The organism is Saccharothrix sp. NRRL B-16314 (assembly GCF_000716595.1).
Taxonomy (GTDB): domain Bacteria; phylum Actinomycetota; class Actinomycetes; order Mycobacteriales; family Pseudonocardiaceae; genus Actinosynnema.
Genome location: NZ_JNXC01000014.1, coordinates 17,424 through 32,192, shown reverse-complemented (window position 1 = coordinate 32,192; position 14,769 = coordinate 17,424). Strand labels below are relative to the sequence as shown.

At 71.4% G+C, this 14,769-nt stretch carries 12 protein-coding genes; 5 read left to right on the top strand and 7 right to left on the bottom strand.

Features of this window, described 5'->3' with window-relative positions; genetic code table 11:
• Positions 1–30: 30 nt before the first annotated feature.
• From OQ02_RS20915 to aepX, 6 genes are read right to left on the bottom strand one after another with little or no spacing between them, the layout of a single operon-like run.
• A complete protein-coding gene (locus OQ02_RS20915; RefSeq protein WP_033440209.1) occupies positions 31–1,152 on the bottom strand; it encodes an iron-containing alcohol dehydrogenase in 1,122 nt (373 codons plus the stop codon).
• A complete protein-coding gene (gene pgk, locus OQ02_RS20910) occupies positions 1,139–2,359 on the bottom strand; it encodes a phosphoglycerate kinase (protein ID WP_033440208.1) in 1,221 nt (406 codons plus the stop codon). Before pgk ends, OQ02_RS20915 begins: the two co-directional genes overlap by 14 nt.
• Positions 2,356–3,456 (bottom strand): N-acetyl-gamma-glutamyl-phosphate reductase, encoded by a 1,101-nt coding sequence (gene argC, locus OQ02_RS20905; protein WP_033440207.1) that lies wholly within the window; start codon positions 3,454–3,456, stop codon positions 2,356–2,358. Before argC ends, pgk begins: the two co-directional genes overlap by 4 nt.
• Complete coding sequence (locus OQ02_RS20900; RefSeq protein ID WP_197043417.1) at positions 3,453–4,505, bottom strand: zinc-dependent alcohol dehydrogenase; 1,053 nt, start codon at positions 4,503–4,505, stop codon at positions 3,453–3,455. Before OQ02_RS20900 ends, argC begins: the two co-directional genes overlap by 4 nt.
• Positions 4,502–5,605 (bottom strand): NAD(P)-dependent oxidoreductase, encoded by a 1,104-nt coding sequence (locus tag OQ02_RS20895; RefSeq protein WP_063747115.1) that lies wholly within the window; start codon positions 5,603–5,605, stop codon positions 4,502–4,504. Before OQ02_RS20895 ends, OQ02_RS20900 begins: the two co-directional genes overlap by 4 nt.
• Before the next feature lie 19 nt (positions 5,606–5,624).
• Positions 5,625–6,470 carry a phosphoenolpyruvate mutase gene (gene aepX, locus OQ02_RS20890; RefSeq protein ID WP_197043416.1) on the bottom strand — a complete coding sequence of 282 codons (846 nt, stop codon included), beginning with the start codon at positions 6,468–6,470 and terminating at the stop codon, positions 5,625–5,627.
• Positions 6,471–6,824: 354 nt separating this feature from the next.
• Between aepX and OQ02_RS20885 the strand changes: the two genes are divergently transcribed.
• Complete coding sequence (locus tag OQ02_RS20885) at positions 6,825–7,979, top strand: pyridoxal-phosphate-dependent aminotransferase family protein (protein ID WP_051772584.1); 1,155 nt, start codon at positions 6,825–6,827, stop codon at positions 7,977–7,979.
• A gap of 23 nt (positions 7,980–8,002) precedes the next feature.
• Positions 8,003–10,198: an FAD/NAD(P)-binding protein gene (locus OQ02_RS20880; RefSeq protein ID WP_033440205.1), complete on the top strand. Its 2,196-nt coding sequence runs from the start codon at positions 8,003–8,005 to the stop codon at positions 10,196–10,198.
• A 35-nt stretch (positions 10,199–10,233) separates the two neighbouring features.
• On the opposite strand, the gene OQ02_RS20875 is transcribed toward OQ02_RS20880, so the two are convergent.
• Positions 10,234–10,665, bottom strand: a complete 432-nt coding sequence (locus tag OQ02_RS20875; protein WP_081915806.1) for a peptidoglycan-binding domain-containing protein — start codon at positions 10,663–10,665, stop codon at positions 10,234–10,236.
• Positions 10,666–11,105: 440 nt separating this feature from the next.
• Here OQ02_RS20875 and OQ02_RS20870 point away from each other — a divergent pair, with 440 nt between their 5' ends.
• The 3 genes from OQ02_RS20870 to OQ02_RS20860 are packed head-to-tail and all read left to right on the top strand — an operon-like array spanning position 11,106 to position 14,640.
• Positions 11,106–11,711, top strand: a complete 606-nt coding sequence (locus OQ02_RS20870; RefSeq protein ID WP_033440203.1) for a DUF4956 domain-containing protein — start codon at positions 11,106–11,108, stop codon at positions 11,709–11,711.
• Positions 11,708–12,538, top strand: coding sequence for a polyphosphate polymerase domain-containing protein (locus OQ02_RS20865; RefSeq protein ID WP_063747114.1), 831 nt, complete (start codon positions 11,708–11,710; stop codon positions 12,536–12,538). Before OQ02_RS20870 ends, OQ02_RS20865 begins: the two co-directional genes overlap by 4 nt.
• On the top strand, positions 12,529–14,640 hold the full coding sequence (locus OQ02_RS20860; RefSeq protein ID WP_033440202.1) for a CotH kinase family protein: 2,112 nt from the start codon (positions 12,529–12,531) through the stop codon (positions 14,638–14,640). The genes OQ02_RS20865 and OQ02_RS20860 overlap by 10 nt, the downstream gene beginning before the upstream one ends.
• Positions 14,641–14,769: the final 129 nt, after the last annotated feature.

Sequence of the window (14,769 nt, the reverse complement as noted above, 5' to 3'; positions counted from 1 at the left end):
TGCCCTAAACCCGCAGCGGCACGGCCCCGGTCACCACGACTCCCGGTACAGGGCCTCGATCAACCCGGCGTCCACCCCTTCGATCGGGTCGTTGTCGAGGTTGCCCGTCACGCCGGCGACGAGGACGTCGATGTCCGCCGGCCGGAAGCCGTGGTCGCGCAGCCGGGACGCCAACCCGATCCGCTCCCGGAACGCGTCCAGCGACTCGACCGCCGACGTGCCGCCGAGAAGCCGGCCCAGCCGGTCGAAGCGCTCCCCCGCCCACGGGTGGGCGCGGCGCAGCCACGCGGGGTACAGCACGGCGAGGCCGCGGCCGTGCGAGATGTCGGCGTGCGGCACGGCGCCCATGGCCTGTTGCAGCCGGTGCGGCAGGCAGGTGCTCGCGGTGGCGACGTTGCAGCCGCCCAGCAGCGCGGCCAGCGCCAGGCCCTCCGACACGTCGGGGTCGGCGTCACCCGCCACCGCCCGCGGCAGGTGCTCGACCAGGAGCCCGACGGCGGACTCGGCGAGCCGGTCGCTGATCGGGTTGGCTCGACGGGCCACGTAGCTCTCCACGGCGTGCGCCAACGCGTCGAACCCGGTCTCCGCGGCGACCGCGAGGGGCACGGTGGCCAGCAGGTCCGGGTCGACCACCGCCGCACGGGGGAACACGTCGTCACCGCGCACCCCGGCCCGCGACCGGGCCTCCGCGTCGGTGATGATCGCGCCCTTGGTGACCTCCGAGCCGCTGCCCGCCGTCGTGGGCACGGCGACGATCGGCAGGCTGCCGGGGTCGTGCGACAGGGTCGCGCCGATCAGGTCCCGCACGGAGCCGCGCGGCACGGTCACCGCGGTCGCCTTCGCCGCGTCCAACGCGCTACCGCCGCCGATGCCGACGACGACGTCGCAACGCTCGGCACGGGCCAGCGCCGCGGCCTCGTCCACCTCGGACGCCAACGGGTTGGGTGACACGCGGTCGAACACGACGCTCTCGACGCCCGCGTCCGACAAGGCGGCCAGCGCCCGGTCCAGCACCCCGTGCCGGCGCACGGCCGTCCGACCGGTCACGACCAGCGCCCGGCGTCCGTACGTGGCGGTGATCCGCCCCAGCTCGCCGATCCGTCCCCGGCCGAAGGCCACCGATGTCGGGACGAGGTGGTCAAAGCGAAGCATGTCGCCTCCTGTTCGCGTTGCGCCGCAAGGCTTCCAGCACCACGCAGGTGCCGTCCGCCAGGTAGCGGAGGGCCGATCCGCCACCCGTCGAGCTGTGGCCGCTCCAGGGCAGCTCGGCCGCCGTGTCGCCCCCGAGCAGCACCACCTCGGCACCCTTCGCCTCGGCGTCGCCCAGTGCGGCGAGCAGCGTGTCGGCGGCGCCCCGGTGACCGGCAGCGCAGGCGCTCGGCGGACCGGCGACGACGACCCGGTCGCCACGTCCCAGGTCCGCCAGCCGACCGCGGACCCAGCCGCGCAGCCGGAAGTCCACGATGGCGCGGTCCGGCGGTACGCCACCGCCGGGGCCTTCGAGCGGCACCACCTCGGCGTCCACGTACGCGCCGTCCACCGGACGTGCCACGACCACGTGACCGGGAAGGTGGATGTTCGCCCGACGCGGGCCGTTCAGGACCTCGCCGGCGATCGTGACCGCACGCTCCGGGTCGTCGCCCAGGACGGACCGCCCGATCGGGTGACCCAGCGCGGCGAGCAGGCTGTTGAGCACCGCGCCACCGGGGATGACGAGGTCGTAGGTCCGGCTCAGGCCGCGCAGCCCTGCTTCGACCTTCTCCCGCTTGTTGCCGCCCAGCACGGCGACCGAGTAGCGGGTGTCGTCCGCCCCGGCCCACGGCGAGAGCGACACCACCTCGTCCACCAGGCTGCTCGTGGCGCAGCCCGGCAGGTGGTCCAGGATGCCCACGTTGGACGCGTGGGCGCGGTGCGCCTTGGCGAACCCGCCGACCGCGACCCGGTCACCGAGCCGCGCGAACCGGCGGGCCAGGTCGGGGTCGTTGGACTCCTCGCCGGAATGCAGCCGGGTGTTGCCGAACAGCGCGACTTCGCCGTCGCGCAACGCGGCTGCCGCCTCCACCGCTTGCTCCCCCGCGTTGTCGGGCACGTAGCGCACCGCCCGGCCCAGCCGCTCGCCGAGGTAGTCAGCGAGGTCGTCGAGGTGGCGCGCGGTCCCGTCGGCGCACCGGCCCTGGTGGGTCAGCACCGCGACGCGCGCGCCCGCCCGTGCCAGCCGGAGGAGGTCCGGCACCTCCACGTCGACGCGGGCCATGCCGCCGGGGCCGGGCGCGATGTTGAACCCCGCCGAGTACACCCACCGCTCGCCCGCCTCCGGGGTGCGGTCGGTCACCAGCGCGATCCCGGCCGGGCCCGTCACAGGCCGTACATCCGCAGGCCCTCGGTCTCCGGCAGGCCGAGCATCACGTTCATGTTCTGCACCGCCGAGCCCGCCGCGCCCTTGACCAGGTTGTCGATCACCGAGACGACCTTGACGACACCGCGCACCGGGTCGTAGTCGACGCCCAGGTGGCAGTGGTTCGAGCCGACGACGTTCGCGACCCTCGGGTAGGCGCCGTACTCCTTGGCGTTCGGGCCGCCGCGCTTGGCCACGTCGTTGACCAGCACGAAGTGCTCGCCGTCGTGGCCGGCGCCGTACCGGTCGACGTACAGGGACAGCAGGGCGTCGCGGTCCAGGTCTGCCTTCGCGCCCGGCGGGACCACGACGTCGGCCTGCACCAGGATGCCGCGGGCGAACGGCCCGTGCGCTGTGCTCATCACGACGGTGATCCCGCCGCCCGCCAGCTCACCCAGGTAGTGCTCCAGCTCGCCGCTGTGCCGGTGGCCTTCGAGGCTGTACGGCAGCACGGAGCCGAACACCTCGGCGTGCATCAGCTCCGTCTTCGGCTTGGTGCCGCCACCGGTCGTCCCGTTGACCGCGTGGACGTGCACCGCGGACGACGGCGTCAGCAGGCCGTTCTCGACCAGCGGCACCAGGCCCAGGAGGGTGGCGATCACGTAGCAGCCGGGGTTGGCGACCAGCGGCGCGGTGGCCACGCGTTCCCGGAACAGCTCGGTGACGCCGAGCACGGCCCGCGCGGTCAGGTCGGGCGCGGTGTGCTCGGCGGCGTAGATCTCCTGGTACAACTTGGGATCGGGGAACCGGAAGTCGGCGCTGAGGTCCACCACCCGGGTGCCCCGTGCGAGCAGGTCGGGTGCCAGCGCCATCGCCTCGCCGGCGGGCGTGCAGAAGAACACCACGTCCAGATCAGCGGCTTGTGCCACCAGCTCGCCGACGTCGACGAACTCCAGCCCGCTGCCCTGGAGGTTCGGGTGCACGTGGTGGAACGCCTTCGTGGTGTCCCGCGCGGTGGGCACGATCCTCCCGACGGCCGGGTGCCCGAGCAGCAGGCGGCACAGCTCGCGCCCCGTCCACCCGGTCGCCCCGACGACACCGACGTCGACCTGTCCTGTCACCGGCCGCCACCCTCCCTGGTCGAAACGTGGATCATGACCTTCCCGGTGTTCCCACCGGCTCCGTCGAGCAGCGCGAGCGCGCCGGCGGTGTCCGCGAGGTCGAAGTGGTGGGTGACCAGCGGTCGCGGGTCGACGGCGCCGGTCTCCACCCAGTCGATCACCTCGGCGAAGTCCGCCGCGGTGGACAGCGCCGAGCCGACGAGCGTCAGCTCGCCGCCGACCAGCGCGTTGGCGTCGAGCAGCACGGGTGCGTCGAAGTAGCTGACCACCACGACCTGGCCGCCCCGGCGGACCATCGCGGCGGCCTGGGCGAGCGCGCCGTCGTGGCCGGACGCCACGAAGACCACGTCGGCCGGACCGAGCGCGACCCAGGAGGCGAAGTCGTCCCCCGCCGCGTCCACGTAGTCGTCGGCGCCGGCCAGCCTGGCCGGTGCTTCCTTGTGCGGGCCGAGGTCGACGCACGTCACCCAGGCCGACCACCGCCGCTTCACGGCCAGCGCGCAGCTCAAGCCGATGGAACCCGAGCCGAGCACGACGACCGAACCGGCGGGCCGCGCCAACCGCACCGCGTGGAGGCCGATGCTCAGCGGCTCGACCATCGCGCCCGCCAAGGGGTCCACGTGGTCCGCGAGGCGGAACGCCATGTTCTCGTGCAGCAGCACGTAGTCGGCGAACGAGCCCTGCCACCCGAGGTGGCTGAGGTTGCGGCGGTCGGTGCAGAGGTTCGCGGCGCCGGCACGGCAGGCAGCGCACCGCTCGCACGGCGAGTACGCCGCCGCGCAGACGAGGTCGCCCACCGAGAAGCCGCGCACCCCGTCGCCCAGCCGCTCGACGACCCCGCACAGCTCATGGCCGAGCACGATCGGGGCGGTCTTGTACGGGTGCGTGCCGCGGTAGGCGGCCACGTCCGAACCGCACACGCCGGTGGTCAGCACCCGGACCAGCAGGGTGCGCGGCTCGACGTCGGGAACGGGGATGCCGCGGGACTCGACGTGCCGCGGCCCGGTGAGCACCGCGGCGCTCATGGTCCCCCGCGCCACGGTGGTCACGCGCCCACCGGCGCCGGGTCGGGCCGGGCGTCGGCATGGTCGGAGCCGGACACCCCGGTGCCCGAGTCGTCAGGGCGGGCGTCGTCAGGGCGGGAGCCATCGGCGCGAGAGTCGTCAGGGCGCGAGCCATCGGCGCGGGACTCGTTGGGGACAGGGCCTTCAGGGCGGGCGAACTCGTCGTGGATGAGTGCGACCACCCGCCGTCCGATCCGCTCCTGCGTCTCGGCGGTCATCGCGCCGATGTGCGGCGTCAGCACCACGTTGTCGAACTCCGCCAGCTTCGTCTCCCCCTCGACCTCGTGCACGTCCGTCGCAGCGCCCGCGATCACCCCGGCCCGTAGCGCGGCGTGCAGATCACCCTCCGCGACCACGTCACCCCGCGACACGTTGACCAGCACCGCAGTGCGCCGCATCGCAGTCAGTTGCGGCGTGGCGATCAGGTGGCGGGTGCGGTGGTCCAGTGGCACGGCGAGGCACACCACGTCGCTGTCCGCCAACAGCTGCGGCAAATCGGTGAGCTGCACGCCGGCGGCGGCCAGTTCGGCGGCGCGCTCCGGACTCGGCCGCGCGACGGAACCCAGGCACCGCATGCCGAACCCGCGCCCGATCCGGGCCACCCGGCTGCCGATCGCACCGAGGCCGACCACCCCCAGCACCCGGCCCTCCAGCTCACCACCGACCAGCTCGTGCTTGCGCCACCGGCCGTCACGCACCTGCCGGTCCGCCAGCGCGACGTTCCGCAGCAGCGCCAGCATCAGCCCGAACGCCAACTCGGCAACGGCCGTCGCGGACTCGGCGGGGATGTTGACCACCCGCACCCCGGCGGCGGCAGCGGCGGCCACGTCGATGTTGTCCATGCCGACGCCCGCGCGCACCACCAGGCGCAGGCCGGGGGCGTTCTCGAACACCGCGGCCGGCAGCCGCACACCACTGCGCAGCACGATCACGTCGGCGTCGCGTGCGAGGGCGAGCAGCGCGTCCGGGTCCGGGCGGATTCGCACCACGACGTCGAACCCCTCGCGCAAGGTGCGCAACGCGGTGTCGGCGACCGGGTCGAGGACGAGGACTTTCGGCAGCCGGTCGAGCGGTAACGCGGTCATGTGTGCTCCCACCGGTTCCTCAGGCGCCGTAGACGCGCCGCTCGGTTTCCTCGATCTCCTGGTAGTCCATCAGCTCGAACACCTCGGCCAGCGAGGCCAGCTCGCTGTCGGTGTCGTGCACGCTCTCCTTGTTGAAGATCTCCCGGCACACCCGGCGCATCGCGGCGACCGCGGCACGCATGCTGTGGTTCGCCCAGATGACCGCCGAGATGCCGGCCCGGTGGAACTCGGACGACGGCGTGCTCGCGTACGTCGTCGGCGCGATCACCAGCGGCAGCCTGCCCGCCCACTCCGCGCTGAAGCGCAGGATCTCCTCGGCGTCCGACCGGCGGGAGTGGATGAAGATCGCGTCGGCGCCCGCCTCGTGGTACGCGGTCGCACGGCGCAACGCCTCTTCCATGCCGCGACCCGCGATCAGCGCCTCGACCCGGGCGATCAGCACGAAGTCCGGGTCCTGCCGCGCGTCCGCGCAAGCCTTGATCTTCGCGGTGAAGTCGCGCACCTCGGCCAGGGTGTGCGAGTCGCCGACGAACGAGTTCATCTTCGGGAAGACCTTGTCCTCCAGGCACACGCCGGCCACCCCGACCCGCTCGGCCTTCGCCACGAACCGGCGCGCGGTGTTGAAGTTGCCGTACCCCGTGTCGCCGTCCACGATGATCGGCACCGTGGTCGACTCCACCATGTTCTCGACCACGCCGAGCAACTGCGACCACGACGCCTCGTCGCTGTCCCGGACGCCCAGCGCCGTCGACATCGACAACCCGGACGCCCAGATGGCCTGGAAACCCTCGACCTCGGCGATCCGGGCCGACAGCCCGTCATGGGCTTCCATCAGATAAACGAGGCTGTCGCTATCCCGGAGCATTGACCGAAACCGGGCCCCGGGGCGGGGCCGCGCGGTTTCCACACCAAATCCCTGAGTGCTCGTCATAGTCCTTCTCGCAGCTGTTCGTAATCGGCTTGCCGCGTTGACTCGGCGGACGAACCGCGCGCGGTTTCGCCGGCTACTGTAGTGCGGGATCAGATCACCCAGACCCGCTGGACCGCAGCGTAGACACGTTTGGATGAACGACTAAGCGTGCACTTTAGTAAGGTGTCCAATAGGCATGGCGAGCGGTAAGCTGCCGCCGGCAGAGTGGCCTGGTCCGGGTGCAGCCGAATGGCCGCGTGAATAGCGGTCACGTTGTTCGGAACGCCCACCGTCGCATGGAGGAACGCGATGACCGTGCAGTCAGGCGAACTCCGGTCCGCGCCGCGCACCGCCGCGCCGCCGAGTCAGGTGCTGCTCAACCCCGGACCGGTGAACGTCGACGAGCGGGTCCGCGAGGTGTTGCGCCACCCCGACGTCTGCCACCGGGAGCCCGAGGCCGCCGACCTGATGCGCAACGTGCGGGCGAAGGCCACCGCGATCTGCGGCGGCGGCGCGGAGCACACCAGCGTCCTGTTCGCCGGTTCCGGCACGGCCGCGCTGGAAGCGGTGATCTCGTCGGTCATCCCGGCGGACGGCAAGCTCCTGGTGCTGCACAACGGGCACTACGCCGAGCGCGTCTCCCGGATCGCCGCGGTGCACGGCATCGCGCAGCAGCGGCTGGAGTTCGGCTGGACGCAGCCGTTCGACCTCGACCGGGTGGACGCGGCGCTCGCGGCCGACCCCGGCATCACCCACGTCGGCATGGTCCACCACGAGACCAGCACCGGCATGCTCAACCCGTTGTCCGAGGTGGGCCGGCTGGTCGCCCGGCACGGTCGGTCACTGCTCGTGGACGCGATCAGCTCGCTGGGCGCCGAGGAGCTGGACGTCGTCGCGGACCACGTCGACTGGTGCGTCGGCACCGCCAACAAGTGCCTGGAGGGCCTGCCCGGCGCGAGTTTCGCGTGCGCGCCCCGCGCCTTGTTGGAGCAGCTCTCCACCGTGCCGCCCCGGACGTTCTACCTCGACCTGCACGGGCACTACGCCTCCCAGGAGCACGTCGATGCCCCGCTGTTCACCCCCGCCGTCCAGGCGCTCTACGCGCTCGACCGTGCGCTGGACCTGTCCCTGGAGGAGACGGTGTCCCGGCGGTCGGCGCGCTACGCCGGGCTGTCGATGTTGTTGCGGGAACACCTGGTGCGCCACGGCTTGGAGCCGTTGCTGACGCCCGAGCACAGCGCGTCCTCGGTGACCGTGTTCCGGTTGCCCGAGGACATCGACTACACCCACCTGCACGACCGGCTCAAGGAAGCCGGTTTCGTCATCTACGGCTGTCCGCCGCCGCTCGGGCGGGTCTGCCGCATCGCCACGATGGGGAACCTGTCCGAGGCGCAGGTCCGCCGCTTCCTCGACGCCTTCGACCAGGTCGTCGCCGCGTTGCGGGCGACCGCCTCCCAGCACTGAAATCCACCGAGGAGTACGGGTTGATGCGCACGGTGCGACTTGCCGTCATCGGAGCCGGGCCCACGTGCACCTACGTGATGGAACGCCTGGCCGCCACGGTGCCCGCCCTCCGGGGACGGGTCGCCCTGGAGATCGACATCTTCGACAAGGGCGGCCAGTTCGGCGCGGGCGCCGTGCACAGCGACGCCCAGCCACGCACCAGCTTCCTCAACCGCATCGTCGGGCAGGTCGCGTTCGCGGCGGACGAGAGCGTGGCGGACGCCGGCCCGCTGCTGGCGACCGACCTGCGGCCGACGCTGTACGAGTGGTGCCGGCGGAAGTTCCGGGAGACCGGCGACCCGGTGTTCGACGTGTCCAAAGAGGACTGGCCGAAGCGGTACGTGCACGGCATGGCGCTGCGCGAGGTGTTCGGCTGGTACGTCGACATCCTCCGCGAGCAGCCGCACGTGCGCGTCTCCATGCACGACACCGAAGTCGTCGACGTGGTGGACGGCGGCACGGAGCTCCAGGTCGTCGGCGAGACCGGGGTGGTGACCGCCGACCACGTGCTGTTCCTGACCGGGCACTCGTGGAACGACCCGGCCAAGAACCGCAGGCTCCGGCCGCTCGTGGACTTCGCGGCCGACCGCGACGCCACGTTCGTCGGCGCCGCGTACCCGCTGGAGGAAACGCTCGGCGAGGACGTGGCGCCCGCGGGCAGCGTCGTCGGGTGCATGGGCATGGGCCTGACCACGATCGACGTGATCCTCTGGCTCACCGAGGGGCGCGGCGGCACGTTCGAGGAGGTCGGCGGTCGGCTCGTGTACCGGCCGTCCGGCAAGGAGCCCGCGTCCGTCGTGGCGTTCAGCGAGGCCGGGCTGTTCACCTTCGCCCGCCCCTACAACGCCAAGGAACGCGACCTCGCCGAACTGGAGCACCGGGGCGTGTTCCTCACCGAGCCGGCGATCGACGCCCTGCGCACCTCGGTCGCCACGCCCGGTGTCGTCGGCCGGATCGGCGCACGACGGCAACTCGACTTCACCCGGCACGTGTTCCCGCTCGTGCTGCTCGAGATGGCGCACCTGCACTACACGACGCTGCTCGGCGCGGACTTCGGGAAGTTCCTGGCGGCACGGGCGTCGGCCCGCTTCAGGGCGTTCCTCGCGGGTGCGTCCGGCGGTGCCGATCCCGGCGCGCACCTGCTCGAACCGGTGGAGGAGGCGGTCGCTGCCGCCGTGACGCTGGTCGACGCCGTGCTGCAAGGGGCGTCGACGTACGCCGAGGCTTGCGAAGCGGCCGACGGCTGGTCGTTCGAAGCGGCGTTCAGCCGGTACCTGGACGTCGTGCTGGGGCAGTCCGGCCGGGAACAGGTGCTCGCCGACACGAACGCCGTGGCCCGAGTCGCCGGTGGGCTGGAACGTCCGTGGGGTCATGGGTTGTTGTTGGCGGACAACAGGTTCTCCTGGGCGGACACCATCGCACCGATCCCCGCCGCGGACCTGGCGTCACCGGAGCGGTACCGCGACGCGCTGGTCGGGTTCATGCGCCGCGACCACCTGTGGGCGGCGCAGGACAACCTGACCAACCCCGCGAAGGCCGCCGCCGACGGCGTGTGGCGCGACCTGCGCCCGGTGCTGGGCCACGCGGTCGACTTCGGCGGCCTCACCGCCGCGTCGCACCGCGAGTTCCTGGACGTCTACATGCGCCACCACAACAGGCTGGCCAACGGCGCGGCGCTGGAGGTCATGGAGAAGGTGCTGGCGCTGGTCGAGCACGGCGTCGTGGACGTGTCCGCCGGTCCGCGCGCGGCGGTCGCCGGCAACCCGGACACCGGCCGGTACGCGGTGCGCGGCCACGTCACCGGGGCCGAGCGCGACGTGGACGTCCTGGTCGACGCGAAGGTGCACGCCTTCGACCCCGAACTCGACACGGCCCCGCTGTACCAGCGCCTGCTCGAACGCGGGTTGGTGCACAAGTGGCGCAACCCGTCGGCGACGGGCGACCACTTCGAGCCGGGCGGCCTCGACCTGACCCCGGACTTCCACCCGGTGGGGCCGGACGACCGGGTGGACCGGCGGCTGACGTTCCTCGGCCCGCCCAGCGAAGGCGTCCAGTTCTTCCAGTTGGGCGCGCTGCGCCCGAACCAGGACCACCACGTGATGCGCGACGTGCTGGCCTGGTTGCGGGAATTCCTCGCCACCAGCCCGTCCCCCGACAAGGCGGCGGTACCGGCCGGCTGAGCCCCCCACGCGCTCAACCGGCCGGGTCCACGGCGCTAAGAGGTGTAGCGCGCGCACTTGCCGTTCAGCTTGCCGTAGCCGTCGTACACGGGCCACCCCAGGACTTCGCGGGTTTCCGGACCGTAGATGCCGTCGACGCCGACGCCGAGCTTGGCCTGCACCTTCGCCAGGACGGCTTCGGTCTGGGGGCCGAAGATCCCGTCCGATTCCAGGCTGCTCGCGGAGTTGCACACCCGCAACGCGATCTGGAGGTGCCGCACGCCGGCGCCGCTGTTCCCGCGCGACAGCTCGCAGTTCCGGCTGCCCGTGCCGGTGTGCACCGGCTGCCGGATGGTGTGACCAGAGCTGTTGATCACCACTGCCTTGCCGCCGTCGCACGTGCCGACGGAAGCCGCCGACGCCGTTCCGACGCCCAGACCCGTCGACATCGCGGCCGAAACCGCTGCCACCACCAGAACTCTGCGCATGGCCCTCCCCCTCTTGATGTGCCGATCCGGTGTGTGCCGGCCCCTCGACGGCACACACCCCCAGCGTCGTCGCTGTCGATCTTCAGGCTAGGGGCGCGGGCGCTCCGCGACTGTCCGGCGAACACCCGACACCTCGGACACCGAGTCGGATGATCCGAAAGTTTCGCTAGTCGACACCCGCGATGAGCGTTTACCTCCCCCGCCCAGGGCTGTCACCCGGATGTCGCAGCAATTGAGATTTATCACCAATAATTGCTCCCTTCGGCCCAGAGTCAGGCACCTGAAGTTCATTGACGCGACACCACAAGGCCCCCTATCGTTTCGAAGCAGTTCCCGAAAGTTTATCTCAACTCCCGATAGTTTCGGCGACCGTCCTGCGACCCCCGCCACGAAGCGGGCGGTGCCCAGCCGACACCCGGCACCGGCTCAGGAGGAACGAGATGTCCCAGCTCGTCCTGTTCGCGATCGACATCTGCGCAGTGGCACTGCTCGTGTTCGGGCTCTACTTCCCCCGACACCGCCGCCGCGACCTGGTCGTCGCCTACCTCGGGGTCAACATCGGCGTCCTCGCCGTCGCCAGCGCGCTGAGCGCGAGCAACACCGGCGCGGGACTGGGGCTCGGGATGGCGCTGTTCGGCGTGCTGTCCATCATCCGACTGCGCTCGACGGAACTGGACCAGCACGAGGTCGCGTACTACTTCTCCGCGCTCGCCCTCGGTCTGCTCGGCGCGCTGGGCACCACCGCGCTCTGGCTCAACGCGGGCCTGATGGCGCTCATCGTCCTGGTGATGTTCCTCGGCGACCACCGACGGCTGTTCCGGCACTACCGGCACCAGATCCTGGTGCTGGACACGGCGATGACCGACCACGTGGCGCTCGTCGCGCACCTGGAACAGCTGCTGCACGCCAGGGTGCACGCCGTCACGGTCCAGCGGCTCGACCTGGTCAACGAGACCACCGTGGTCGACGTCCGGTACGCGATCACCGCACACGGCCTCGCCCCCGCCAAGGCCGGCGCGCCCGCTCGCACGGGAGCGCGCCGATGACCACGATGCCGATCAAGCGGGCGCTGGCGCGGCTCGCGCCCGTCGGGCTCGCCGAGCTGATCGACCGCGCGGCGTTGCAGACCAGGGTGGACCGCAAGTACCTCGTCCCCGTGGAGGCGTTGCCGCGCCTGCTCGCCCAGCTCGCGCCGCACGCCAAGGTGCTGGACATCGACGGCGAGCGCACGTTCCGCTACGAGTCGGTGTACTTCGACACGCCCAGGTTGGCCAGCTACTACTGCGCGGCGTACCGGCGACGCCGCCGTTTCAAGGTGCGCACGCGCACCTACGTGGACTCCGGCGACTGCTGGCTGGAGGTCAAGATCAGCGGTGCGCGCGGGAGCATCACCAAGCACCGGCTGCCGTACCACCCCCGCAACAGCGGCACCGTCCACCCCGGACGCGACTTCATCGACGAAGCCCTCGGTCGCGAGTCGATCGGCCCCGAGGCGGGGAGCACGCTCGACCCGGTGCTGGTGACCGACTACCACCGGGCCACCCTGCTGCTCCCGGAGACCCTGAGCCGGGTCACCATCGACACCGGGCTCTCCTGGCGGGACGCGGATTCCACGCTGCGACTGCCCGGCCTGGCCGTGGTCGAGACCAAGACCGCGTCGGCCGCCACACCGGTCGACCGGATGCTGTGGCAACGAGGGCTGCGACCCGCCCGCATCTCCAAGTACGCCACCGGTCTGGCCGCGCTCCGACTCGACCTGCCCGACGTGCCGTGGCGACGGACGCTGCGTCGCCACTTCCGCGGCACCGCGTCGTCGGCCGACCCGACACCGACCATGTCCCACCGACCCGAACAGGAGGCATCGTGCGTTTGACCAACCGCAGCAACGGCGCCGCGGCTACCCACGGCACCACGGGGCTCGCAGTCGCCGCCGTGCTCCTCGCCGGACTGCTCGTCCCGTTGTCGGCCGGCGCCGAACCGGAGTCCGCGACCCCGCCCGCCGCGCACGACGCGAGCACGGCAGCCGCCGACGCCGTCACCGCCGCCGCGTCGGCCGACGAACTGGTCGGCGACATCGTCTTCTCCGTGCCGAGCCGCACGTTCCAGGGACAGGTGTCGGTGTCGCTGAGCACCGCTGTCGCCGGCGCCGAGATCCGCTACACCACCGACGGGCGGCTGCCCAACGCGCAGTCCACGCTCTACCAGGGCTCACCACTCCAGTTCACCCGCACCACGCAGCTGCGGGCGCAGGCGTTCGTCGGCGGAACGGCGTCCGGTGCACCCGGAACGGCCATGTACGCCGCCCAGAACGTCACCACGGCGCACGACCTGCCGGTGACCCTGATCGACTCGTACGGCGCGGGCAAGCCCGCCCGCGAGTACTTCGACGCCACCGCGATGATCTTCCAGCCGAGCGCCGGCGGGACGACCTCGCTGGCCGGCACGCCCACCATCGCCACCCGCGCCGGGTTCAAGCTGCGCGGCCAGTCCTCGGCCTCGTTCGAGAAGACGCCGTACCGCGTCGAGCTGTGGGACAACGACAGCGACGACGCCGACTACCCGTTGCTGGGCATGCCCGCCGAGTCCGACTGGGTGCTGCGCGGGCCGTTCACCGACAAGTCGCTGATCCGGGAAGCCTTCATCTACGACCTCGGGCGGGAGATGGGCTTGAAGGCGCCGCGGTACGCGTTCACGGAGCTGTACGTCAACACCGACGCGAGTCCCGTGGCCGCCAACGACTACATGGGCGTCTACATGCTCGTCGAGACGATCAAGAACGACAAGGACCGGCTCGACCTCAAGAAGCTGAACGCCGACGACACGACCCTGCCCCGGATCTCGGGCGGGTACATCTTCAAGTTCGAGTGGATGGCCACCGAAGAGCCGACGCTGCCCTGCACCGGACCGACGAACACGTGCTGGAACTACCTCGAAGTGGTCGACCCGGACCCGCTCCAACCCGCTCAGCGCGACTGGTTGCGCAACTACGTCCAGGAATTCCACGACGTGCTGAGGGCGCCGAACTTCGCCGACCCGGTGACCGGCTACCAGAAGTACCTCGACGTGCCGTCGTACATCGACCACCTGATCATCAACGAGGTCAGCCGCGGAATGGACGCGTACCTGCGCAGCGCGCACTTCCACAAGGACCGGGACGCCAAGATCGTCGCGGGTCCGCTGTGGGACTTCGACCTCACGTTCGGCGTGGGCGGGTACTTCCAGAACGACCAGATCGCGGGCTGGCAGCACCTCCAGACCCGGCAGCCGTCGGCGAACGACTGGCACGCCCAGCTCCTGCGCGACCCGGCCTTCGTGAACCAGCTCAAGTCGCGCTGGCAGTCGCTGCGCCGCGGCCTGTTCTCCGATTCCGCGGTGCAGACCCGGATCGACGCCCTCACCAGGCCGCTGACCAACGCCGCGCAGCGCAACTTCCAGCGCTGGCCGAACCTCTCCAGCCCGATGATCGGCTTCTTCAACACGCCGACCGCGCCCACGTGGCAGGGCCAGGTGCAGTTCATGCGGGACTGGATGCAGCGGCGCTCGGCGTGGCTGGATTCGGCGTCAGGATGGGGCGGCACCACCACACCCACATCCACCACCACCACGACAAGCACAAGCACCACCACGACAACGCCGACGAGCACGACCACTACGACGACGACGGTTCCCGGCGGGGCGCGGTGCAGCGCGACCTACACGGTGGTCAACCAGTGGCCGGGCGGGTTCCAGGGCGAAGTCCGCGTCACCGCGGGCACGTCGCCGATCAGCAACTGGACCGTGTCCTGGACGTTGGCCGCCGGCGAGTCGATCAGCCAGGCGTGGAACGCGACCGTCACCAGCCAGGGAACGGTGGCCACGGCCCGCAACGTCTCCCACAACGGCGCGGTGGGCGCAGGTGCCACGACCACGTTCGGCTTCCTCGGGACGTCCAGCGGTACACCCGGCCGGCCGGTGCTCACCTGCGTCGCGAGTTGACGCCCGGTGCGCGTTCGGAGTTTCGCAAAGTGTTGACAGGTTCCGGCGAACAGCTCGATTCTCTTCCACGTCGATCGTGGCACGTGACGTGCGCCGATCCAGCCGCCCCGGTTGTTCCGCTGTCCCACC